Origin of the sequence: Dyella choica, from assembly GCF_003977665.1 — a bacterium.
In the GTDB taxonomy this organism is placed as follows: Bacteria; Pseudomonadota; Gammaproteobacteria; order Xanthomonadales; family Rhodanobacteraceae; genus Dyella_B; species Dyella_B choica.
The window spans coordinates 91,733-111,607 of record NZ_RYYV01000013.1 but is presented as its reverse complement, the minus strand read 5'-3'; the positions used below and the strand labels follow the sequence as shown (position 1 = coordinate 111,607).

Below are 19,875 nucleotides of genomic sequence, written 5' to 3'. Positions count from 1 at the left end.
TCCGGCGCTTTTCCGGCGGACACTAATTCACCGCACACCCGCTTTCGTGGGCATGAAGGCCCTACACAGGCGGGGATGCCAATCTACTTGCTCGTCCGGAACGACTGCATTTGTTGTAGCAGGGCCTGCTGGGCAGGATCGTTGCCGAACCGTGCCACGAACTCGGAAACCGTCTGGTCCAGGCCTTTTCGCCGCCCGTTCTTTTCAATGATCGCCCGTAGTTGCCAGCCACGCGGATCGTCCGGATGAATCTGAACCATCCGATTGGCAGGCACCCAGGCCTTGTCCCAATCGTGCAGATCAAAGGCATAAAGGTTGGCGAGCGCCAGCAATCCCCATGCGTCGTCCGGATTCATACGCAGCGCCTGTTCGAAATCTTTTACCGCAGGGTCCGTCTGATGCATCTGCTCATAGACATAGCCGCGCGCCTCATAGCTGTTCTCATCTTGAGGTGCCAGGGCCACGAGCGAATTGCCTTCGAATAAAGCCCAGTCGGCCTGCCCAAGTCGTGGCAAATCGAAAGCCCGCCCTTGGCGATGGGCGATCTGGCTTGGATCGAAGCGCAGCAGTTCCGAACGATAAATCACCGAAAAGTCGAGGGCATTGCGATCATGAGCACCCCAGCCGGCACCCATCAACATGCCAGTCGTGCCCGGCTCAGCAAACAGTTGTTGGTAGATGTCGTATTCCTGCTCGATAGAGCACTCGCAATAAGCCACGTACTCGTCGCCGTCCTTGCGCTCGGCCAGAAGCAACAGCAGCAGCGGATTGTCCTTGGCGTGTCGCTGCGCGGCATCGATAACGCCTTGCAGCCGGTGCACGTTGCCGCCCCACTTAGGTTGCGACATCCGGGCCAGGCGCGCGTAGATGGGGAAATTGGCAGGGTCGATCGCCAAGCCCTGTTTGGCGGCATGCATCGCATAAGCACCATCGCTGCCAAGCATCGCTACGTAAAGCATGCCTGCGTAGGCAGGAGTCACGTGAGGATCGAGCTTGGCTGCCGCATCCAAATCCGTCCGCGCCTGCTCCAATAGGCGCCCCATCGACTCGAACTGGTCCTGCGAAGTTTTATCGGCGAATTCGCTGCCACGGGCCGATTGGGCCATGGCCACATACGAAAGGCCGCTGGCGGCCAGCGCAAAGGGGCTTTGCGGCGATTGGCGCTTCCAGGCATCCACGAGCGCACGCGTAACTGGTGAACTTACGGCGAAATCGATGTTGAACGTCCGATCCAAGGCAGACTGCGCACCGGGTTGCGTGAGTTGCGCATGCATGATTTCGGCAAAGCGACGATCCAGCTCGGCGGTACGCCCCGCCTGAATGAGTTGGCGCACTTCATCCGGTTTGATCACCGCATCCAGCAAGTAGTGGCAATAAGCATTCGTCACCGCCTTGGGCCAATGGAGGCCCGGTGGATCGGGGTAGGCGAGGCAGCGCTGCAAAGGATCCTGGATCGCCTCGGCGCTTCGGGCGTCGGCCAGGAATTGTTCGAGCTGCGCCGAGGTAAAAGGCTGTTGCACGCGAGGAGCCATCGCCACGGGCAGCGGACGAGGAGCAGGACGCGCGGACAGCGCAGGAGTACCCGAAGTGGCAGGGGGCGCCGTCACCCGTGATGGCCGAAAGGACAAAAAGCTGACCAGGCCGAGCAGAACGATTCCCACCAGCAAGAACCAACGCGTACGCGCAGTCATGTCATGAATTCCCTGTCGAGGTGGGCAAAATCGCATAGCCATAGGACAAGGGCAAGCCACGTCATCGGACCGCTTCGAGCTGTCCGGGGTGCACGCGACGCCGCAGCCCATAGTTGCGCAGGTGGAAAATTGAACTCATAAGTACAAAAAAAGAAATGCCCCAGCCGGCATGACCATTGGCTGGCCTGGACATCGGAAACCCGGCAGTTCTGCTAAACTTCGACCGCAAGAAAGTGCGCGGTAAGACCTTGCCGCCGCTGGCAAAGGTTACAGGGGACCCGCTACGCGGGTTAGGAAAAAAATAGACGTCAATTCCGGCCCCTATCCGGCTGCAGTGTGGTGAGCACTTGGCCGATAAAGGCAACGGATAGGCATGCAGGGCTGCAAGCAGGTTGGTAGGTATGAACGCAATGTTGGAAACCGGGATCAGTGACGAGGACATCCTGCTCAGGCTCAAGGATGTGCTGCGCGAAACGTTCGAGATCGACCCTGCCCGGGTCACCCCCGACACCCACCTGTTCACCGACCTGGAACTGGACAGCATCGATGCGGTCGATCTCGCCATCCAGGTGCAGGACATGACCGGCATGCGCATCAAGCCCGAGGACTTCAAAAACGTTCGCACCGTGGGCGATGTGGTCGCCGCCGTGCGTGCACTGCTGACGCGCTGAACGCGGGCCATGCCGCTTGCGCCAGCCGCCGCCGCGGGAGCTTTCCATCCCTGCGCGTTGATTCCCATCTACAACCACAAGCACACCATCGCGGTCACGGTAGCGGCATTGCGCGCCCATGGCTTGCCGGTGGTGATCGTGGATGATGGCAGCGATGAAGCCACGCGAGCGGTACTCGACGACCTGGTTTCGCCTGGCGTGCAGCTGATCCGGCTGTCGCGCAACAGCGGCAAGGGACGCGCGATCACCTCCGGCCTGATTGCGGCGCGCGATGCCGGTTACTCCCACGCGCTGCAGATCGATGCGGACGGCCAGCATGACGTGGCGGACGTGCCGCGCTTTCTTGCCGAAGGTCGCGCCAACCCCAAGGCGCTGGTCTGCGGACAGCCGATCTACGACAACAGCGTGCCACGCGCCCGACTGTATGGACGCTACGTCACGCATGTATGCGTGTGGCTGGAAACGCTTTCGTTCATGCTGCGTGATTCGATGTGCGGCTACCGTCTGTACCCGCTGGAAGCGACGTGTGCCGAAATCGATCGCGCGCCCCTGCCCGCGCGCATGGATTTCGATACCGAGGTGGCGGTACGCCTGGTCTGGCGCGGCGTGCCGGTGCGCAACCTGCCGACCCGGGTGATCTACCCGGACAACGGCCTGTCCCATTTCCACATGCTGCACGACAACCTGCGTATTTCCGCGATGCACACCCGGTTGTTGCTTGGGATGTTGCCGAGGGCACCGGTGTTGTTGTGGCGCAAGCGGAAGAAAAGGAGTGTTGCATGCGCAGTCTGACTCGCATCCTGCTTTTCGCGTTGCTGTTGGCCGGCTTCAATGCCCAGGCTCAAAGCCCCGACTTGCTGCATTCCATCTTGAACCAGCTGAGTCAGCACACGGCCGTCCGCGCCCGTTTCACCCAGCTACGCCAAAGCCCCGCCTTGACCCAAGCGCAAACCAGCAGCGGCCAGCTGTTGTTCGTCACCGGCCACGGCATGCTCTGGCAAGTCCAGCAGCCGTATCCGGACACCCTGGCGCTGACGGGCACGCGCACCGTTCGCATCGAAGCGGACGGCCGCATGCAAGCGATGCATAGCGAACGCGGCGTAAGCCAGATCTCGCAGATGCTGCAAGGCATGCTGACCGGGCAGCTCGACACGGTGACACGCCAGTTCGAGGTGCATGCGGATGGCAGCACGGCGCAATGGAGCCTGCACTTCACGCCCAAGCCATCGCGCATGGCGCAAGTCCTGCGCGGCATCCAGCTCGACGGTGGCGTCTACCTGCAACGCATCCGCATCAGCATGCAGGACGGTACGCAAACCGATATCCAGATGACCGACACCCACGACGCCGGCCCGCTGAGCGCGCTGGAAAAGCATGCGCTCGGCCTGCCATGACGCAGCGGAACCTGTGGCTGCGCGCGGTGGGGTTCATGCTGGCGACGCTGCTGGTCGCTCTGCTTGGCGTGTGGTTGCTGTTCGGGCGTGCGCGTTCATCGGTTCAGACCGACTTGCTGGCAATGCTGCCGGCCACCGAGCGCAACCCGCTGGCCGAAGTTGCCGCGCAGCAACTGGCACATGCCAACGGCGACCGCATAATTCTAGTGACAACCCATGCCGATGACGCCCAAGCAAAGGCTGCCGCCCGCGAATTCCGGCGTTTGCTGGCCAAGGACACAGTGTTTGCGTCGGTCACCGCCGAGTTGCCGCCGTTCGATCTGCAACAGCTGACCGCGCCGTATCTTGGGCACCGTTTCGGCCTGCTTACCGACGCGGACCGCCAGGCGCTCGCACAGCCCGGCTACGATCCCAAACGGGCATTGGCTCAGCACATCAACGAACCTTTCGCCACCGCGGTCGGTGCGCGCCTGCAGGACGATCCCTTCGGCTGGCTGCAGCATTGGCTGGAACAGCAGCCATGGAGCCGCTCCGGGTTGTTGCCGGAAGACAATCTGCTGACAGCGCATCGTGATGACGGCAGCTATGTGCTGGTGACGGCGACATTGAGCGGGTCATCCTATGACGACGTCATCCAACGCCGCGCATTGAGTGCACTGGATCAAGCCGAACGCAGCATCGAACACGATCATCCAGGTACGCGCGTGCTGCGCACTGGTGCCTTGTTCTACGCCGCCGCCGCGCGTAGCGATGCCGAGCGCGATGTGCACCGGGTGGGGCTGATTTCCACGCTCGGCATCGCACTACTGTTGCTGATGGTGTTCCGCTCGCTTGGGCCGCTGCTGCTGGCGTTCCTTTCCACCGCCATCGGCATCATCGCCGCCACCACGGTGAGCGTGCTGGTGTTCGACCAGATCTATCTGCTCACCCTGGTGTTCGGCGCGGCGCTGCTCGGCGAGGCGGTGGATTATTCCATTCAATACCTCACCGCACGCGCAAATGCCGGAGCCACGTGGAACCCGAACAGAGGCCTGATGCAGGTACGCCCTGCCCTGCTGCTGGCCTTGGGCACGTCGCTGCTGGGTTATGCATTGCTCGGACTGGTGCCGTTCTCGGCCCTGCGGCAGATGGCGTGTTTCGCCATGGTGGGCATGGCGGCGGCCTGCCTGAGCGTATTCCTGCTGCTGCCCGCGTTGCTCCGGCGGCCGGCCAAGCCGCTTACCGATTTCTCGGTTCGCGGTGCGTTGGCGCTGCAAAACGCGGTTTCCCGTTTCACGACGGGATCGCGTGGTGTACTGCTCGCGGCATTGGCCTTGCTGCTCGCCATACCGGGCTGGCTGCATTTACGTCACGACGACGATGTGCATCTGCTGATCTCGCCGCCTGCCGTACTAGTCGCCCAGGAACAACAGATTCGCGACATCACCGGCCTCGGCAACGGCTCGCAGTTCTATCTGGTGCAGGGGGCGGACGAAGAGCAGATGCTGCAACGCGAAGAAGCACTCGAGCAACGCTTGCAAACCATGACCGATGCAGGACAACTGCAGGGCTGGACAGGGCTGGCCGGCATGGTGCCCTCGATGCGGCGGCAACATGCCAATCAGGCGCTGACGGCAGCGCTGTTCGCGCAACCGGAGCAGACTCGCCAGTGGTTGCATGATGCCGGCTTTCGCGATGCGGATATCGAGCGCCTGCTGCAGGCATGGCCCGGCACCCCCATGGGTTTGCAGGCATGGTTGAAAACACCGCTCGCCACGCCGTTCCGTTATCTGTGGATGGGCGATGCAGCGCCGAATACTGCAGCATCGCTGGTGCTGCCGCAGGGCAACGCTTCGCACGCGCTGCTGCAACAGGCGGCGGCGAATCTGCCGGGAGTAACCCTGGTGGACAAAGCCGCCGGCGTTTCCGGGCTGTTCGGCCACTATCGCCGCTACGCCAGCCTCTGGCTGCTGGCCGCCATGCTGTTGATCGTCCCGGTGTTCGGCTGGCGCTACGGCTGGCGCAGCGTGCCGCGGGTGCTTGCGCCGCCGGTGCTGGGTATCGGCTTTACGCTGGCAATGCTGGGTTACCTGCATCATCCGCTTACGCTGTTCCACTGGATGGCCTTGATGCTGGTGCTCGGCGTTGGCGCGAATTACGCCGTGTTCCTGCACGAAGGCGAACCCCACGTCACGCACCGCCCCGGTGCGATGTATGCCAGCGTGCTGCTTTCCGCCGCCACTGCCCTGCTATCGTTCGGCCTGCTGGCGTTCAGTTCAATGCCTGCACTGCAGGACTTCGGCCTAACGCTGTTGCTCGGCATCGGCTGCACCGCCTTGCTGGTGCCCGCCAGCACTGCATCACGGATTTTTTCTTCATGAATTCAGCTTTCTTACGGAACACTCGCCGATGAAGCGCGTCGTCATCACGGGCATGGGCGGCATCACTCCACTGGGGCACGATTGGTCTCAGATCGAACCGCGGCTACGCGAAGGCCGCAACGCCGTGCGCAAGATGCCGGAGTGGGATTTCTTTGAATCCCTGAACAGCCGGCTGGGCTGCCCGGTCGACGATTTCCAGATCCCCGACTGGCCACGCAAACATCTGCGCTCGATGGGCCGCGTGGCGCAATTGGCGGTCGCAGCCAGTGAACGTGCGCTGCGTGATGCCGGCTTGCGGGACGATCCCTGCATCGGCGATGGGCGCATGGGGGTGGCCTACGGTTCCTCCGGCGGCAGCGTGGAACCGGTCCGGGTCATGGGCCGCATGCTGGAAACCGGTTCCATGCAGGGGGTGACCGCCACCAGTTACGTACAGATGATGGCGCATACCACGGCGGTGAACATTGGCGTGTTCTTCGGCCTGAAAGGACGCATCGTGCCGACTTCCAGCGCGTGCACCTCGGGCAGCCAGGCCATCGGCTATGGTTACGAAACCATCCAGCAAGGCAAGCAGAAGCTGATGCTGTGCGGGGGAGCGGAAGAGCTTTCCGGCCCCAGCGTGGCGGTATTCGACACGCTGTTCGCCACCAGCACGCGCAACGACGAATCCACGTTGACACCACGTCCGTTCGACGCGGCGCGTGACGGCCTGGTGGTCGGCGAAGGCGCGGCCACCTTGGTCCTGGAAGAATACGAACACGCCCGCGCACGCGGAGCACGCATTTATGCGGAGGTCGTCGGCTTCGGCTGCAATTCCGACGGCAACCACGTCACCCAGCCCACCCGTGAAACCATGGCGATGGCCATGCAGCTTGCGCTGGAGGACGCGCGGCTTGCGCCGGATGCCATCGGTTATGTCAGCGCGCACGGCACCGCCACCGACCGCGGCGACGTGGCGGAAAGTCATGCCACGGCGCAGGTGCTGGGCAAGCGGGTGCCGATCAGCTCGATGAAGAGTTACGTGGGGCACACGCTTGGCGCCTGCGGCGCGCTGGAATCATGGTGGGCACTGCAGATGATGCGCGATGGCTGGTTTGCGCCAACGATCAATCTGGTCGAGCCCGATGCGGCGTGCGCGGAGCTGGATTACATCGTCAATGGCGGGCGTGCGATGAGCGTGGAGCACGTAATGAACAACAACTTCGCGTTTGGCGGGATCAATACGTCGTTGATCTTCAGGGCGATGGCTTGATGTTTACCCTGATCGCCCCTGCCCCTCACCGTCATTCCGGCGAAGGCCGGAATCCAGTTCAAATACGTAGTGCGAAGCACTCGATACTAAAAGGTATTGTGTCCTTCAGACGCGTATTGAGACTGGATTCCGGCCTTCGCCGGAATGACGGTGGGGCCGGGTTGAAACTGGCGGTAGCTGTATGATGTTTCGCATAGACTCGCTGCAAGCCTGGGCTCCCGACCTGAACTCCGACGAAGCCTGGCAGGCATGGGCGCAACACCCGATCCGCTTGCCCGACAACGGCGAGCAACCCGCGTGCGATTTCCTGCCGCCCATGCAACGCCGCCGCCTCAGTCGCCTTGCGCGCATGACCATGCACGTCGCATGGCCGCTAGGCGGTGAAGAGGAACAACTGCCCTTCGTATTCGCCTCGCGCCACGGTGAAACACCGCGCACTTTCGCACTGCTCGGCGAAGTGGCCGATCAGCAACCGCTTTCGCCCACTCAATTCGGCCTGTCGGTCCACAACGCCATCGCCGGACAATGGTCGATCCTGCGTGGGCAGCGGGGCGAGTCGGTGGCCCTGGCCGGAGAAGCCGATACGTTCGAGCATGCCATGCTGGAAGCGGCGGCGCTGTTGGGCGATGGCGCACAGGAGGTGCTGGTGGTGATTGCCGAGGAGCGCCCGCCCGTGGCTTATGAGGGATGGATCGACGATGTGCCGTTTTCGTATGCTGTGGCATTGAGAGTCGGGGGAATCGATCCGAATCCTGCCGTACGCGCCGGCCAGGGCTGGCAGCTGCGGCTGGAACCGAATCAGGGAGCGTCCACGACTGCTGCCTGGCCGCACGCCTTGGACTTCGTGCGCGCCCTGCACGCCGGGGAGGACAAGCTCGAACATGCATGGAAGACACGTCTATGGTCCTGGCAACGCATCCAGTAAGGCGCTCCAGCGGCGCCAACTATCTCTGGCGGCTGTGCGCCACTGGTGCGAGTTTCGTGTTGTTCGGCCTGGGCGGCCTGGTGCTGCGGCTGATCATTCTGCCGCTGCTGGGCTTGCTGCCGGGCGATGCGGCTACGCGACGCCGCCGGGTCCGCCATGCCATCAGCAAGGCGTTCTACCTGCACGTGCAATTCATGTACCGCAGCGCCGTGCTGGAGTACGAATTCCAGGGCATGGAACGGCTTGGCCGTCCTGGACAGATGATCATTGCCAATCATCCGTCGCTGATCGACGTGGTGTTCCTGATCGCGCATATCCGCGATGCCAACTGCATCGTCAAGCAGAGCCTGTGGCGCAATCCGTTTACGCGCGGACCGGTACGCATGGCCCAGTACATCAGCAACAACGGCAGCCCGGACATGCTCGAACAAGCGGCCGATGCGCTGCGCGAAGGCCAGACCTTGATCGTCTTTCCCGAGGGCACGCGTACGACACCGAGTCGGGCACCGGTCTTTCATCGTGGCGCCGCGGCGATCGCACTACGCGGCGCACGTGTCATCACACCCGTTTTCATTACGGTGCGTCCCACGACGCTGACCAAGGCCGAGCCGTGGTACCGCATTCCGGAACGGCGTGTTCGCGTCACTCTGCGCGTAGGCGATGACATTGCGCCGGAAGGCTTCAACGCATCGGCGCCGCTGCCGATAGCCTCGCGTCGGCTCAATGAGCATTTGCAGGAGGTCTATCGGACTGCCTTGCAGCCAGGTCATGCCGATCATGGATGGCCTGCCACGGAGCACTCGCCAAGCGCGAATGATCCGCTGGAAACGCACCCGGACCTGAACCTGGCGCGTCGAATGGAAAAGCGGCAGGGCCGCCCATTTTCGATCTACGAATAAAGCTCTTGAAGGAAGTATTGCCATGAACGCATTGCAACAGGATATTGCGCAACTGATCATCGACACCCTCAATCTCGAGGATGTCGCCGTGGACGATATTCCGCCGGATCTGCCGCTGTTCGGCGAAGGCCTCGGCCTCGATTCGGTGGATGCACTGGAACTGGCGCTAGCCCTGCAGAAGCGCTACGACATCCGCATCGCCTCCGATTCGAAGGACGCACGCCAGCATTTCACCACGGTCGCCACTCTTGCCGCCTTCGTGCAGGCCCAGCAGGGTGCATGCGCAAGCTGACATCCATCCTGTTGCCGCTGGCCGGGGTGCTCTACCCCTTCGTGGTGTATTTCGGTATGGACCGGGTACCGCCGCCGATGTTCGCGCTGGTGCTGGGTGCGATCTGGCTGATCCGCGCACCCAGCCTGCTGAAGCAGCCGGGTGGAAAGTGGATGCTGAGCGCGGCGCTGGTCTACTGCGCCCTGCTCGCCTTGAGCGGCGAAGCGGCATTGCTGCGCTGGTATCCCACGCTGATCAGCGCATTGCTGCTATGCGCCTTCGGCCTCAGCCTGAAGTTCGGGCCACCGATCGTGGAGCGCATTGCGCGCGTACGCGAGCCCGATCTGCCGGATGCGGCGATACCGTATACGCGTAAGGTCACCTGGGTATGGGTAGGATTTTTCGTTTTCAACGGCGTGGTGTCCGCAGTACTGACAGTATGGGCGCCGCTGAAATGGTGGACGCTGTATAACGGCCTGCTGGTGTACTTCATCATGGGCGTGCTGTTCATTGGCGAATGGCTGCTGCGCCGGCGCTTGCGAGGTGCGGCATGACCGCGGTGCACGACCCGGTGCTGCTGGGCGAACGCCCGCAGAATGACGCTTGGACACTGGAGCTGCTGGTGCCGCCCGAGCTGGTCTATTTCACGGGCCACTTTCCGGAAGCGCCGGTGCTCCCCGGCGCAGTACAGATTGCGTGGGCGCTGGCGCTGGCAGCACAGCGCTTCGGCACCCCCGCACGTTGCAGGGTCATGGAGGCCCTCAAATTCCAGCGACTGGTGCGCCCCGGCGATCGCATGGAGCTGACCCTTCGTTACGACAGGGCTCGAAACAAACTGCATTTCGCCTATCGCCAGGGCGACAAAGCCTATTCTTCCGGCCGGCTGGCATGGAGCGCCGAAGCATGAGCTCGCAAGGGGTACAGGAGCGTCACTGGTCCGCCCACAAGGAACGCGGCAGCTTCGCGTTGATGTGGCTCACCGCTTTGGCCGTGCGTGTATTCGGTCGCCGCCTGCTGGCACCGGTGTTGTATCTGATCGTGCTGTATTTCTTCGCCTCCGCGCGCGCGGCGCGGCGCAATATCCGGCAATACCAGACCTATCTCGCGCAGTGGAGCGGCCAGTCCGCCCTGCAGCCGACGCTAGGTAGCGTATTCACGCAGTTCATCGCTTTCGCCGACAATTTGCTGGACCGGCTCGACGTGTGGCGCGGCCGGCTGCGCTACGAACAGGTGCAATTGGTCGATCCCTGCGGCGTACGTCCACGTCTGCTGCGTAGCCGGCAAGGCGGGCGCGGCGAAATGCTGGTGGTTACCCACCTTGGCAACCCCGACGTCTGCCGGGCGATGGCCGAGCTGAGCGAACAGGTGCCTCTAAACGTGCTGGTGCATAACCGCCACGTGGCGCAATTCAACCGCTTGCTGGGCGAGGCCGGCGACCGCAGCATGCGGCTGATCCAGGTGAGCGAGCTGGATACGGCGACGATGATGGATCTGTCGCAACGCCTGGAACGTGGCGAATGGCTGGCGATTGCCGGCGATCGCGTGCCGCTGAACGATGGACGCCGGGTGACGGTGGATTTTCTCGGTCACGCCGCGGCCTTTCCACAAGGCCCGTGGTTGATGGCCGGCCTGCTGCGCTGTCCGGTGAACCTGCTGTGCTGCCTGAAAGTCGATGGCCGCTATCGCATCTACCTCGATGCCTTTCTTGAGCAGGCGCAATGGGAACGAAGCCGGCGCGACGCAACCATTGGCGCTTGGGTGCAACGCTACGCCGATCATCTGGCCGAACGATGCCTGATCGCACCGCAGCAGTGGTTCAACTTCTACGCTTATTGGCAGCCGGCCGGGGCGCCTGGGTCCAAGGAGAGCACCGATGCGAACTAGTGGCGTTCTGCATACCGACGTGGCCATTCAAGTGCCGTTCTACGACGTCGATTCGATGGACGTGGCTTGGCACGGGCACTACGTGAAATATCTTGAGGTGGCACGCTGCGCCCTGCTCGACGACATCGGCCACAACTACGTGCAGATGAAGGCATCCGGCTATGCCTGGCCGGTGATCGATTTGAAGTTGCGCTATGTGCAAGCTGCCCGCTTCGGACAGCGGCTGCTCGTGCGTGCCGACCTGGTCGAATGGCAAAACCGCCTGTTGATCCACTACCTGATTCGGGATGCGTCCACCGGCCAGCGCATCACGCGTGCGAGCAGCGTACAGGTGGCAGTCGACCTCGCCAGCGGCGAGATGCAGCTCGAATCGCCCAGAGTTTTCATCGATGCGGTCGAACAGCGACTGCGCCGTGGCCCGCAACAATCTTCTACCGTCGCATCATGACCTACGCCAGCCCCAACTACGTTGAAGAAACGCGCATCGGTTTCCACTTCCTGCGCAGCCATACATGGCAGCATCACGTGCTGCGCGTGGCGATCAATGACCTCAAGCGGCTGATCGGCGAACCGTTGCCGCAAGGCGGTACGCTGCTGGATGCCGGTTGCGGCCAGGGCAAGTCGTTCCGCCTGCTGCGCGATGCGTTCCAGCCCCTCCACTTGGTCGGCCTGGATGCCGACCCGCACAGTGTCGAGCTTGCGCGAGCGGAAGCCGCGCAAGAAGGCCTTTCGATCCAGCTGCATTCCGCCGATTGCGCGCAGATGCCGCTGCCGGATCGCAGCGTGGATATCGTGTTCTGCCATCAGACCTTTCATCATCTGGTGGAGCAGGAGCGCGCCCTTGCCGAGTTCTGGCGCGTACTGAAGCCAGGCGGCTGGCTGTTGTTCGCCGAATCGACCAAGGCGTACATCGATACCTGGGTGATCCGCTGGTTTTTCCGGCATCCGATGGAAGTGCAGAAGAGCGCCGAGGAATACCTTGAGATGTTGCGCGGTCAGGGCTTTGAGTTCGAGTCGCGCAACGTATCCTTTCCCTATCTATGGTGGAGCCGCTCCAAGGACTTCGGCTTGCTGGAGCGCTGGGGCCTGCGTGCGCCGCCTCCGCCCGGGCAACGGGAGGAGACGCTGGTGAACGTGGCGGCGCGGAAACCGCTGGCATGAGGCAAATCGCCACGAATCACGTAGGCTGGGATGCCAATCCCAGCATCGCGCAGCATGTGCGCATGGCAATGCTGGGATTGGCATCCCAGTCTACGAACGCGCACGCCGTATGAACGCTTACCTCAACGCCCTCGGCATTGTCTGCAACCTCGGCGCCGGCAAGTCCAGGGTCGCCGAAGCCCTGTTCGCCGGCGACGATAGCGGCATCCGCGCCGAGCAAGGCTGGATTCCGGATCACCAGCCTCCGCTAGGCCGCGTGCATGCACAACTTCCGCCCGTGCCCGACAGCCTGAGCCATCGCGACAATCGCAACAATCGGCTGCTGCTCGCCGCGGCGCTGGAAATCGAAGCCGACATCCGCGCCGCCATCGCGCGTTACGGAGTTGCGCGCATCGGCGTGATACTCGGCACCAGCACCACCGGCATCGAGGAAGCCACTCACGGCATTGCAGCCTATCGCCGCGACGGTGCGTGGCCTACCGACTATCACTACTCGCACCAGGAGCTCGGCGCACCGGCTCAATTCCTGGCCGAATGGCTCGGGCTTTCCGGGCCGTGCTATGGCATCTCCACCGCATGCACTTCCGGCGCACGCGCGCTGATGAGCGCGCAGCGCCTGCTGCGACTCGGCTTGTGTGATGCCGTGCTATGCGGCGGCGTGGATACGCTGTGCCGACTGGCCATCAACGGCTTTCACGCACTGGAAGCGGTCGACCAGCAGCGCTGCGATCCCTTCTCCAGGCACCGTCGCGGCATCAATATCGGCGAAGCGGCAGCGCTGTTCCTGATGACGCGCGAACCCGGCCCGGTGCAACTGTTCAGTGGCGGCGCCAGTTCCGATGCCTATCACATGTCCTCGCCCGATCCGCAAGGAGCCGGTGCATGCCAGGCGATGCAGAATGCCTTACGGCACGCCGGGCTGGACGCCGCACAGATCGACTACATCAATCTGCACGGCACAGCCACGGAGCATAACGACAGCATGGAAGCCCAAGCCGTGGCCAGCCTGTTGGGGACGGCTGTGCCCTGTTCGTCGACGAAGTCGCTGACCGGCCACACGCTCGCGGCAGCCGGCTCGCTGGAGGCTGCCTTTTGCTGGCTGAGCTTGACGGACGCGCGCGCCGAACGCCGTCTGCCGCCGCACTTGTGGGATGGCCAGGCCGATCCTGCGCTGCCCGCCTTGAACTTCACCCGTATCGGCAGCCATCTGCCCGCCGGTGGGCGGCGCTACCTGATGAGCAATTCCTTCGCGTTTGGCGGCAACAATGCGTCGTTGATCCTGGGAGATCCTGCATGACGCCATGGCCGATCGCCGAGGTGATGCCCCATGCCGACCCGATGATCCTGCTCGACGGCATCGAGCAAGTGGAAAGCGAGCGCATCCTCTGTACGCGGACGATCCGCGCGGGCAGCCTGTTCGTGGATGACGATGGCGGCATGCCCTCATGGGTGGGCGTGGAGCTGATGGCGCAGGCCATTGCCGCCTGGGCCGGCTGTCGCGCCCGCGCGCAACAGCGGCCGGTACAACTGGGGTTTCTGCTCGGCACGCGGCATTACTCGTGCAATGTCGACGACTTTCCTGCCGGCGCTCGATTGCGGGTGGAAGCCTCGCGCGAGTTCCACGACGAACAAGGCATGGGCGTATTCCTGTGCCGCATCGAGAGCCAGGGCATTCACGCCGAAGCACGCTTGACCGTGTTCAGCCCGCCGGACGCGGCCGTGTTCTTCGAACAAAAATCCAAGGAGACGCCGCATGGCTGAAACAGTCCTGGTCACCGGTTCCAGTCGCGGCATCGGCCGCGCCATTGCCTTAAAGCTGGCGCAAGCCGGTTATGACATCGTCCTGCATTGCCGCAGCCGACGCGAGGACGCCGAACAGGTCGGTGCAGCGATAGAGGCATTCGGTCGCGCTGCGCGAATTCTGCAATTCGACGTGGCCGACCGCGCTGCGTGCGTAGCTGCGCTGGAAGCGGACGTCGAAGCGCATGGCGCTTACTACGGTGTAGTGTGCAACGCCGGGCTGACACGCGACGGCGCCTTCCCCGCACTCAGCGATGACGACTGGGATCAGGTGCTGCGGACGAACCTCGACGGCTTCTACAACGTCTTGCACCCGATCATCATGCCGATGATTCGCCGCCGCCAGGCGGGACGCATCGTCTGCATCACTTCTGTCTCGGGCCTGATCGGCAATCGCGGCCAGGTGAACTACAGCGCTTCCAAGGCCGGTGTGATCGGTGCGGCCAAGGCGTTGGCGGTGGAACTGGCCAAGCGCAAGATCACCGTCAATTGCGTGGCGCCGGGCTTGATCGACACCGACATGACCCAGGAAGAGCTGCCGCTGGAAGAGATTCTCAAGGCCATTCCGATGCAGCGTGCCGGCACGGTGGACGAAGTCGCCGCGGCGGTGCAGTTTCTGGTCAGCCCGGAAGCAAGCTATATCACTCGGCAGGTGCTGGCAGTGAATGGCGGATTGTGCTGAGAAACCATCGATCAAGGAGACTGAAGGGTATGAAAGCGAAATTTGGAGTGCTGGTTGCGATCGCGTTGGTGTTGGCAGTTTCCGGGCCGGCATCGGCCAAGGACAAGATCGTGCATTTCCCGTTCGCCAACGCCGTGGCCGAGGCGACCCAGTCCGGCAAGCTGGACGGCGCGGTGAAGTTCTATCTGACCGGCCATGCCCCACAAGGGCAGGTAGCGGTGCTCAAGGACGACGTCAGCGTCAACCGCAAAACCAATGCCTTCGGCAAGGCGGACCAGAAAACCTGCGATTGGGCGCTGCAGTCGGCCTTGATTGCGCTGCAGGACCAGGCGAAAGCGGCCGGCGCCAATGCGGTGGTCGATATCGTCAGCGATTACGGCAACGAATACCGCGACGGCGAGAAATACGAATGCCACGTGGGCTTTGTGATGTCCGGCGTGATCATGAAGGGCAAGTTGGCCAAAGTGCAGCCGTAACCCATTGCTCCCACCCCTGCGTGGCGAGGGCGGCAATCCGGGACGCCGGCCTCCCCTGATGCGCCGCATCAGGGGAGGCCAAGACCGCTGCGCTACAATTCCTGGCCTCCCATACCCTTTCCCCAGGAGTTCGTCATGCGTCCGTTCCCGCTCGGTGAAGAGATCGACCTGCTGCGCGAAAGCGTGTCTGCGTTCGCGGAAAAGGAGATCGCGCCGCGCGCCGACCATATCGACCGCGAAAACCTGTTCCCGCACGATTTGTGGCGCAAGATGGGCGACCTGGGGCTGCTTGGCATCACCGTGCCGGAAGAATTCGGCGGCAGCGGCATGGGTTTCCTGGCGCACATGGTGGCGATGGAGGAAATCTCGCGCGCGTCCGGTTCGGTCGGCCTGTCCTACGGCGCGCACTCCAACCTGTGCGTGCAGAACATTTTCCACAACGGAAACGAAGCGCAACGGCGCAAATACATTCCTAAGCTGTGCTCCGGCGAATACGTCGGCGCGCTGGCGATGAGCGAACCGGGTGCCGGGTCCGACGTCGTCGGCTCGATGACCTGCCGCGCCGAGCAGCATGGCGACGTATGGGTGGCCAACGGTTCGAAGATGTGGATCACCAACGGGCCCGACGCAGACGTGCTGCTGGTTTACATGCGCACCGCGCCGCGCATCGCGGGCAGCCGCTGCATGACCGCCTTCATCGTCGAAAAAGGCATGCCGGGATTCAGCACGGCGCAGAAGCTGGACAAACTCGGCATGCGCGGCTCGAATACTTGCGAGCTGGTGTTCGAAAATTGCGAGATTCCCGCCGAGAACATTGTCGGCGAAGTGAATGAAGGCGTGCGGGTCTTGATGAGCGGCCTGGATACCGAACGCCTCGTGTTGTCCGGCGGCCCGATCGGCCTGATGCAGGCGGCAATGGATATCGCCCTGCCGTATGCGCGCGAGCGCAAGCAGTTCAATGCGCCGATCGGCACCTTCGGCGTGATGCAGGCGAAGATCGCCGACATGTACACCAAGCTGCAAAGTTCACGTGGCTTCGCCTACATGGTGGCGAAGGAATTCGATGCCGGGGTGAAGTCGCGCATCGATCCGGCTGCATGCCTGCTCAACGCCTCGCAGAATGCGGTGCAGGTGGCCCTGGAAGCGATCCAGACGCTGGGCGGCAACGGCTATATCAATGAATATCCGACCGGCCGCTTGCTGCGCGATGCGAAGCTGTACGAGATCGGCGCGGGGACGAATGAAATTCGCCGCATGCTGATCGGGCGCGAGCTGTTCCACGGGCGCGAGTAAAACGACTCACGAGCTATAGCCCCCTCCCCTGCTTGCAGGGGAGGGTTGGGGTGGGGTTGTACGAGCTTGCCGCAATGCTTGAGTTCACCGCGAGATTGCTTCACCCCACCCCAACCCTCCCCTACTACACGTAGGGGAGGGAGTAGATTGCGGCGAGCTTAAAACCTCAGGCTGTAATTGAGCGTCCCCATCGTCGCGTGGGCACGCTGTGCGTTGTATTCATCCGCACCGATCGACAACTGCGCGCGCTCCGAGAAACGCCAGTTCAACGACACACCGGCGATGTTGCCGTAACGCGACAGGCCGATGCCGTTGATCGGCATGAACTGCTGCAAAGCTGTGAAGCTGGCTGTCGGCATCACGCCATGCATGGAGAAGGCGTCCTGCCACTGGAACCGGGCTTGCAGGCTGAGGCTGCTGCCGTCCGGCATTTGCCACTGGCGCGAACCACGCAAGCCGATGCCCGCCTGCCAGCGCTGCACGGTCTGTGAGCTGGAACTCAGACCAAAGCCTGCGCCCCCCAGTTCATTGAAACCATCGCGTTCGACATTGGCGTATTCCAGGTCGGCGTACGGCGTGAGTTTCCATTTACCCGCATTGAAGCGGTAACCGCTTTCGCTATAAGCCACCTGGTAGCGGCCGTTGCTGAAACTTCCCACGCCGGCGTATTGGCTGCCCAGCAGCAGTTCACGGCGCGTGTTCTGCCAGTCGCTGCCCACGCCGAAGCGACCCATCGTGTACCAGTTGCCGTGCACGATGCCGCCATACACCATGCCTTCCAGCGCACGGCTGAAGCCCTGGTCGGCGCTCTGTTGCAGATTGCCCAGCCCCTGGCTGTGGCTAATGGCGTAACCCAGCACGGCGCCGTTGCCGAGCATGCGATCGCCGCCGACCATGCTGCCGTTGAGCTGGAAGCCGAGGTTGTCGTAGCCGCTGCGCGAGAAGCTGCCCTGGTAGCCCAGGTTCTGCGACCAGCTCTGGAACTTGCTGTTGCGTTCGAAGCTTTGCGGACTGTCGAGCAGGCTGTCGAAACGATCGGACAACGCACGCGTGTCGGCATCGATGGCTTCGAAGGTCATCGCCGCGCTCGTGGCGTACATCTGGCCCGAGAGGCTGCTCAGAGATTTTTGCAGCTCGGCGGTAGTCTGCGATTGTTGGATGCTGGCGGCGCCGCTGACGAAACTGGTCGGCAAGGGCTGCGCATTGGAGCCGCTCATTACGCTGTTGATCGTATTGAAGGCACTCTGCGTACGCACAGCGCCTGCAGCCGCAGAGGTAGCGTACGGCGCACCCGCGGCTTGCGTGAGGTTGATCTGCGTTACGTTGAGAAAGGCATCGTTGGCGTCGTAAACCAGCGTAGCCTGCAGTGTGACAGTAGATGGCGTAGAAAGGCTTGCGAACGTACCAGTCAAGCCGTTGGTCGCCGACAACACCGTGGTTTTGGAATTGGCGACATAGCCCTGATTGGCTCCATAGACGTACAGGGCCGCGTTGTTGCTGAGCGTGGCCGTGCCGGACGCCTGCAGTGCAGAACCCAGCGACACCGCGAGCTTGCCGCCGGACTGTGTGTAGTTGCCCGCCATCACGAGATTGCTGGTCGTACCTACCACCAGCGTGCCCTGGTTGTTTACGCTACCATTGATGAGCGGCGTCGAGCCGGAGGCAGTTCCCGTGATCGCCAACGTGCCCGTCGATGCGATGGCTGCATTCGAATTCAGCGATACCGCGTTCAAGGTGCCGCCATTGACCGTGGTGGAGCCGGTATAGGTAGAAGGCTTGCTGAGCGTCAAAGTGCCCGGCCCATCCAGGATCAGGCCGCCCGCGCCGGAGATCGGGTTGTTCCAACTCGAATTGCCCGAAAAGCCAACCTCCACATTGCCCCAGTTGAACTGCTGAGGCCCATTCACTGCCGCCCCCACATTCAACGCACCGTAGCCAAACGTGGGATTGGGTTGCGAACCGCCCAGTGGCGTGGCCGTGCCCAGCAAGGTTTGCCGCACCAGGTCGTTGCTGAAATACGGATACGCTTGCCATACCAGTGCCGCCGCGCCGGAAACGATGGGAGCGGCGAAGGAGGTGCCTTCCACGATGTAGTAGGTGGGATTGGCGGTGCTGGAGGTGGTGTTCTTGTCCAGCACGATCACGTCGCCCGGCGCCGCCAGGCAATAATTCATCGCAATGCCGCACTTGTTCGAATAGCTTTCGATCTGCGTTGGGTTGCTGCTGTTCAACGCCACCGCAACCAGCCAGCCCTTTTGCAGGTTCGGATCGGATACGTAGCTGGGCAATGAAGCGATCGTGCTCGGGTTGGCCTGCGAATCGTTGCCGGCGGCGAACACGACCAGGCCGCCGTTGTTGACGAAAGGCGCATACGCGTTATCGAACGCGGCATTGAGCGCGGTATTGGTGGTATCCCAGGTGATGCCACCCCAGGAGTTGTTCATCACCTTCACGCCGGCCGTGATCAGGTCGGAATTGACCTGCTGAAAGAACTGCGCATCGCTGGTCGTCACCTGCGAAGGCGGAGTGGAGCCGTTATCACTCGGCGCACTGTCGGAAATGATGCGCGCGGAAACCAGGCTCGCGCCCGGCGCAATGCCACCAGGATACTGGGCGAACGACGTACCGGCGGCGAGTTCGGCGCCCCAGGTACCGTGTCCGACCACATCGTCGATCTTGGTGTTGTTCTGCGTCGAATCGACGTAGATTAGCTCTTGCGTCACGCGTCCGGCCACCGCCGGATTGGTGCGCATGATGCCGCTGTCGACCATGGCAATGGTGACGCCGGCGCCGGTAAAGCCCTGTTTGTGCGCCGCATAGGTATTGGTCAGGGACAACTGCGCGTCAGTAGGCGGCGTAGGAACGCTGGGCGAAGGTGTCGAAGGCGTCGGAGCGGGTGAGGGTGTAGGCGTGGGCGAAGGTGGCAGACCCGACGCCGGTCCGCCCGGCATGGACGCCTTTACAGCGCTGTTACCCCCTCCCCCACAACCACTCAAACCCACGGCTAGACTGATCAATAGCGCGATTTCACGGCGGCGCAACGCCTGCATCCCGGTTGCCATAACTCTCACCCTTAGTGAATGACGTTCGTCCAGAAGCTATGCCGCCACTCCCAA

At 62.7% G+C, this 19,875-nt stretch carries 20 protein-coding genes; 18 read left to right on the top strand and 2 right to left on the bottom strand.

Annotation, left to right across the window (positions count from 1 at the left end; genetic code table 11):
- Positions 1–83: 83 nt before the first annotated feature.
- Positions 84–1,691: a DUF4034 domain-containing protein gene (locus tag EKH80_RS16620; protein WP_158628858.1), complete on the bottom strand. Its 1,608-nt coding sequence runs from the start codon at positions 1,689–1,691 to the stop codon at positions 84–86.
- Between the two features lie 401 nt (positions 1,692–2,092).
- Here EKH80_RS16620 and EKH80_RS16615 point away from each other — a divergent pair, with 401 nt between their 5' ends.
- The 18 genes from EKH80_RS16615 to EKH80_RS16530 all read left to right on the top strand — a co-directional run bounded on the left by EKH80_RS16615 (position 2,093) and on the right by EKH80_RS16530 (position 16,759).
- Positions 2,093–2,362, top strand: coding sequence for an acyl carrier protein (locus EKH80_RS16615; RefSeq protein ID WP_230473754.1), 270 nt, complete (start codon positions 2,093–2,095; stop codon positions 2,360–2,362).
- A 9-nt stretch (positions 2,363–2,371) separates the two neighbouring features.
- A complete protein-coding gene (locus EKH80_RS16610; RefSeq protein WP_126685901.1) occupies positions 2,372–3,154 on the top strand; it encodes a glycosyltransferase family 2 protein in 783 nt (260 codons plus the stop codon).
- A complete protein-coding gene (locus EKH80_RS16605) occupies positions 3,142–3,756 on the top strand; it encodes a LolA family protein (protein ID WP_126685900.1) in 615 nt (204 codons plus the stop codon). The genes EKH80_RS16610 and EKH80_RS16605 overlap by 13 nt, the downstream gene beginning before the upstream one ends.
- Positions 3,753–6,116 (top strand): MMPL family transporter, encoded by a 2,364-nt coding sequence (locus EKH80_RS16600; protein WP_126685899.1) that lies wholly within the window; start codon positions 3,753–3,755, stop codon positions 6,114–6,116. Before EKH80_RS16605 ends, EKH80_RS16600 begins: the two co-directional genes overlap by 4 nt.
- Before the next feature lie 28 nt (positions 6,117–6,144).
- Positions 6,145–7,368 (top strand): beta-ketoacyl-ACP synthase, encoded by a 1,224-nt coding sequence (locus EKH80_RS16595; protein ID WP_126685898.1) that lies wholly within the window; start codon positions 6,145–6,147, stop codon positions 7,366–7,368.
- Between the two features lie 181 nt (positions 7,369–7,549).
- On the top strand, positions 7,550–8,293 hold the full coding sequence (locus EKH80_RS16590) for a beta-ketoacyl synthase chain length factor (protein ID WP_126685897.1): 744 nt from the start codon (positions 7,550–7,552) through the stop codon (positions 8,291–8,293).
- Positions 8,254–9,192 (top strand): lysophospholipid acyltransferase family protein, encoded by a 939-nt coding sequence (locus tag EKH80_RS16585; protein ID WP_230473752.1) that lies wholly within the window; start codon positions 8,254–8,256, stop codon positions 9,190–9,192. Before EKH80_RS16590 ends, EKH80_RS16585 begins: the two co-directional genes overlap by 40 nt.
- 22 nt (positions 9,193–9,214) lie before the next feature.
- Complete coding sequence (locus EKH80_RS16580; RefSeq protein ID WP_126685895.1) at positions 9,215–9,484, top strand: phosphopantetheine-binding protein; 270 nt, start codon at positions 9,215–9,217, stop codon at positions 9,482–9,484.
- A complete protein-coding gene (locus EKH80_RS16575; RefSeq protein ID WP_126685894.1) occupies positions 9,472–10,017 on the top strand; it encodes a COG4648 family protein in 546 nt (181 codons plus the stop codon). The genes EKH80_RS16580 and EKH80_RS16575 overlap by 13 nt, the downstream gene beginning before the upstream one ends.
- The gene (locus EKH80_RS16570; protein ID WP_126685893.1) at positions 10,014–10,370 is read left to right on the top strand and encodes a 3-hydroxyacyl-ACP dehydratase FabZ family protein; all 357 of its coding nucleotides are present in this window, start codon (positions 10,014–10,016) and stop codon (positions 10,368–10,370) included. The genes EKH80_RS16575 and EKH80_RS16570 overlap by 4 nt, the downstream gene beginning before the upstream one ends.
- Complete coding sequence (locus EKH80_RS16565) at positions 10,367–11,347, top strand: lysophospholipid acyltransferase family protein (RefSeq protein WP_126685892.1); 981 nt, start codon at positions 10,367–10,369, stop codon at positions 11,345–11,347. Before EKH80_RS16570 ends, EKH80_RS16565 begins: the two co-directional genes overlap by 4 nt.
- On the top strand, positions 11,337–11,795 hold the full coding sequence (locus EKH80_RS16560; RefSeq protein ID WP_126685891.1) for an acyl-CoA thioesterase: 459 nt from the start codon (positions 11,337–11,339) through the stop codon (positions 11,793–11,795). The genes EKH80_RS16565 and EKH80_RS16560 overlap by 11 nt, the downstream gene beginning before the upstream one ends.
- Positions 11,792–12,508 (top strand): class I SAM-dependent methyltransferase, encoded by a 717-nt coding sequence (locus tag EKH80_RS16555; RefSeq protein WP_126685890.1) that lies wholly within the window; start codon positions 11,792–11,794, stop codon positions 12,506–12,508. The genes EKH80_RS16560 and EKH80_RS16555 overlap by 4 nt, the downstream gene beginning before the upstream one ends.
- A 109-nt stretch (positions 12,509–12,617) precedes the next feature.
- Complete coding sequence (locus EKH80_RS16550; RefSeq protein ID WP_126685889.1) at positions 12,618–13,805, top strand: beta-ketoacyl-[acyl-carrier-protein] synthase family protein; 1,188 nt, start codon at positions 12,618–12,620, stop codon at positions 13,803–13,805.
- A complete protein-coding gene (locus EKH80_RS16545; RefSeq protein ID WP_126685888.1) occupies positions 13,802–14,269 on the top strand; it encodes a hotdog family protein in 468 nt (155 codons plus the stop codon). Before EKH80_RS16550 ends, EKH80_RS16545 begins: the two co-directional genes overlap by 4 nt.
- Positions 14,262–14,990: a 3-oxoacyl-ACP reductase FabG gene (fabG, locus tag EKH80_RS16540; protein WP_126685887.1), complete on the top strand. Its 729-nt coding sequence runs from the start codon at positions 14,262–14,264 to the stop codon at positions 14,988–14,990. The genes EKH80_RS16545 and fabG overlap by 8 nt, the downstream gene beginning before the upstream one ends.
- A gap of 29 nt (positions 14,991–15,019) precedes the next feature.
- Positions 15,020–15,466, top strand: a complete 447-nt coding sequence (locus EKH80_RS16535) for an excinuclease (RefSeq protein WP_126685886.1) — start codon at positions 15,020–15,022, stop codon at positions 15,464–15,466.
- A 135-nt stretch (positions 15,467–15,601) separates the two neighbouring features.
- The gene (locus EKH80_RS16530; RefSeq protein WP_126685885.1) at positions 15,602–16,759 is read left to right on the top strand and encodes an isovaleryl-CoA dehydrogenase; all 1,158 of its coding nucleotides are present in this window, start codon (positions 15,602–15,604) and stop codon (positions 16,757–16,759) included.
- A gap of 158 nt (positions 16,760–16,917) precedes the next feature.
- Here EKH80_RS16530 and EKH80_RS16525 read toward each other — a convergent pair whose 3' ends face one another.
- Positions 16,918–19,821: a S8 family serine peptidase gene (locus tag EKH80_RS16525; RefSeq protein WP_126685884.1), complete on the bottom strand. Its 2,904-nt coding sequence runs from the start codon at positions 19,819–19,821 to the stop codon at positions 16,918–16,920.
- Between the last annotated feature and the right edge of the window lie 54 nt (positions 19,822–19,875).

Excerpts from the sequence above, each read along its gene's own strand:
- EKH80_RS16620 (WP_158628858.1), bottom strand. The coding sequence starts at position 1,691 with ATGACTGCGCGTACGCGTTGGTTCTTGCTGGTGGGAATCGTTCTGCTC.
- EKH80_RS16615 (WP_230473754.1), top strand. The coding sequence starts at position 2,093 with ATGAACGCAATGTTGGAAACCGGGATCAGTGACGAGGACATCCTGCTC.
- EKH80_RS16610 (WP_126685901.1), top strand. The coding sequence starts at position 2,372 with ATGCCGCTTGCGCCAGCCGCCGCCGCGGGAGCTTTCCATCCCTGCGCG.
- EKH80_RS16605 (WP_126685900.1), top strand. The coding sequence starts at position 3,142 with ATGCGCAGTCTGACTCGCATCCTGCTTTTCGCGTTGCTGTTGGCCGGC.
- EKH80_RS16600 (WP_126685899.1), top strand. The coding sequence starts at position 3,753 with ATGACGCAGCGGAACCTGTGGCTGCGCGCGGTGGGGTTCATGCTGGCG.
- EKH80_RS16595 (WP_126685898.1), top strand. The coding sequence starts at position 6,145 with ATGAAGCGCGTCGTCATCACGGGCATGGGCGGCATCACTCCACTGGGG.
- EKH80_RS16590 (WP_126685897.1), top strand. The coding sequence starts at position 7,550 with ATGATGTTTCGCATAGACTCGCTGCAAGCCTGGGCTCCCGACCTGAAC.
- EKH80_RS16585 (WP_230473752.1), top strand. The coding sequence starts at position 8,254 with ATGGAAGACACGTCTATGGTCCTGGCAACGCATCCAGTAAGGCGCTCC.
- EKH80_RS16580 (WP_126685895.1), top strand. The coding sequence starts at position 9,215 with ATGAACGCATTGCAACAGGATATTGCGCAACTGATCATCGACACCCTC.
- EKH80_RS16575 (WP_126685894.1), top strand. The coding sequence starts at position 9,472 with ATGCGCAAGCTGACATCCATCCTGTTGCCGCTGGCCGGGGTGCTCTAC.
- EKH80_RS16570 (WP_126685893.1), top strand. The coding sequence starts at position 10,014 with ATGACCGCGGTGCACGACCCGGTGCTGCTGGGCGAACGCCCGCAGAAT.
- EKH80_RS16565 (WP_126685892.1), top strand. The coding sequence starts at position 10,367 with ATGAGCTCGCAAGGGGTACAGGAGCGTCACTGGTCCGCCCACAAGGAA.
- EKH80_RS16560 (WP_126685891.1), top strand. The coding sequence starts at position 11,337 with ATGCGAACTAGTGGCGTTCTGCATACCGACGTGGCCATTCAAGTGCCG.
- EKH80_RS16555 (WP_126685890.1), top strand. The coding sequence starts at position 11,792 with ATGACCTACGCCAGCCCCAACTACGTTGAAGAAACGCGCATCGGTTTC.
- EKH80_RS16550 (WP_126685889.1), top strand. The coding sequence starts at position 12,618 with ATGAACGCTTACCTCAACGCCCTCGGCATTGTCTGCAACCTCGGCGCC.
- EKH80_RS16545 (WP_126685888.1), top strand. The coding sequence starts at position 13,802 with ATGACGCCATGGCCGATCGCCGAGGTGATGCCCCATGCCGACCCGATG.
- fabG (WP_126685887.1), top strand. The coding sequence starts at position 14,262 with ATGGCTGAAACAGTCCTGGTCACCGGTTCCAGTCGCGGCATCGGCCGC.
- EKH80_RS16535 (WP_126685886.1), top strand. The coding sequence starts at position 15,020 with ATGAAAGCGAAATTTGGAGTGCTGGTTGCGATCGCGTTGGTGTTGGCA.
- EKH80_RS16530 (WP_126685885.1), top strand. The coding sequence starts at position 15,602 with ATGCGTCCGTTCCCGCTCGGTGAAGAGATCGACCTGCTGCGCGAAAGC.
- EKH80_RS16525 (WP_126685884.1), bottom strand. The coding sequence starts at position 19,821 with ATGGCAACCGGGATGCAGGCGTTGCGCCGCCGTGAAATCGCGCTATTG.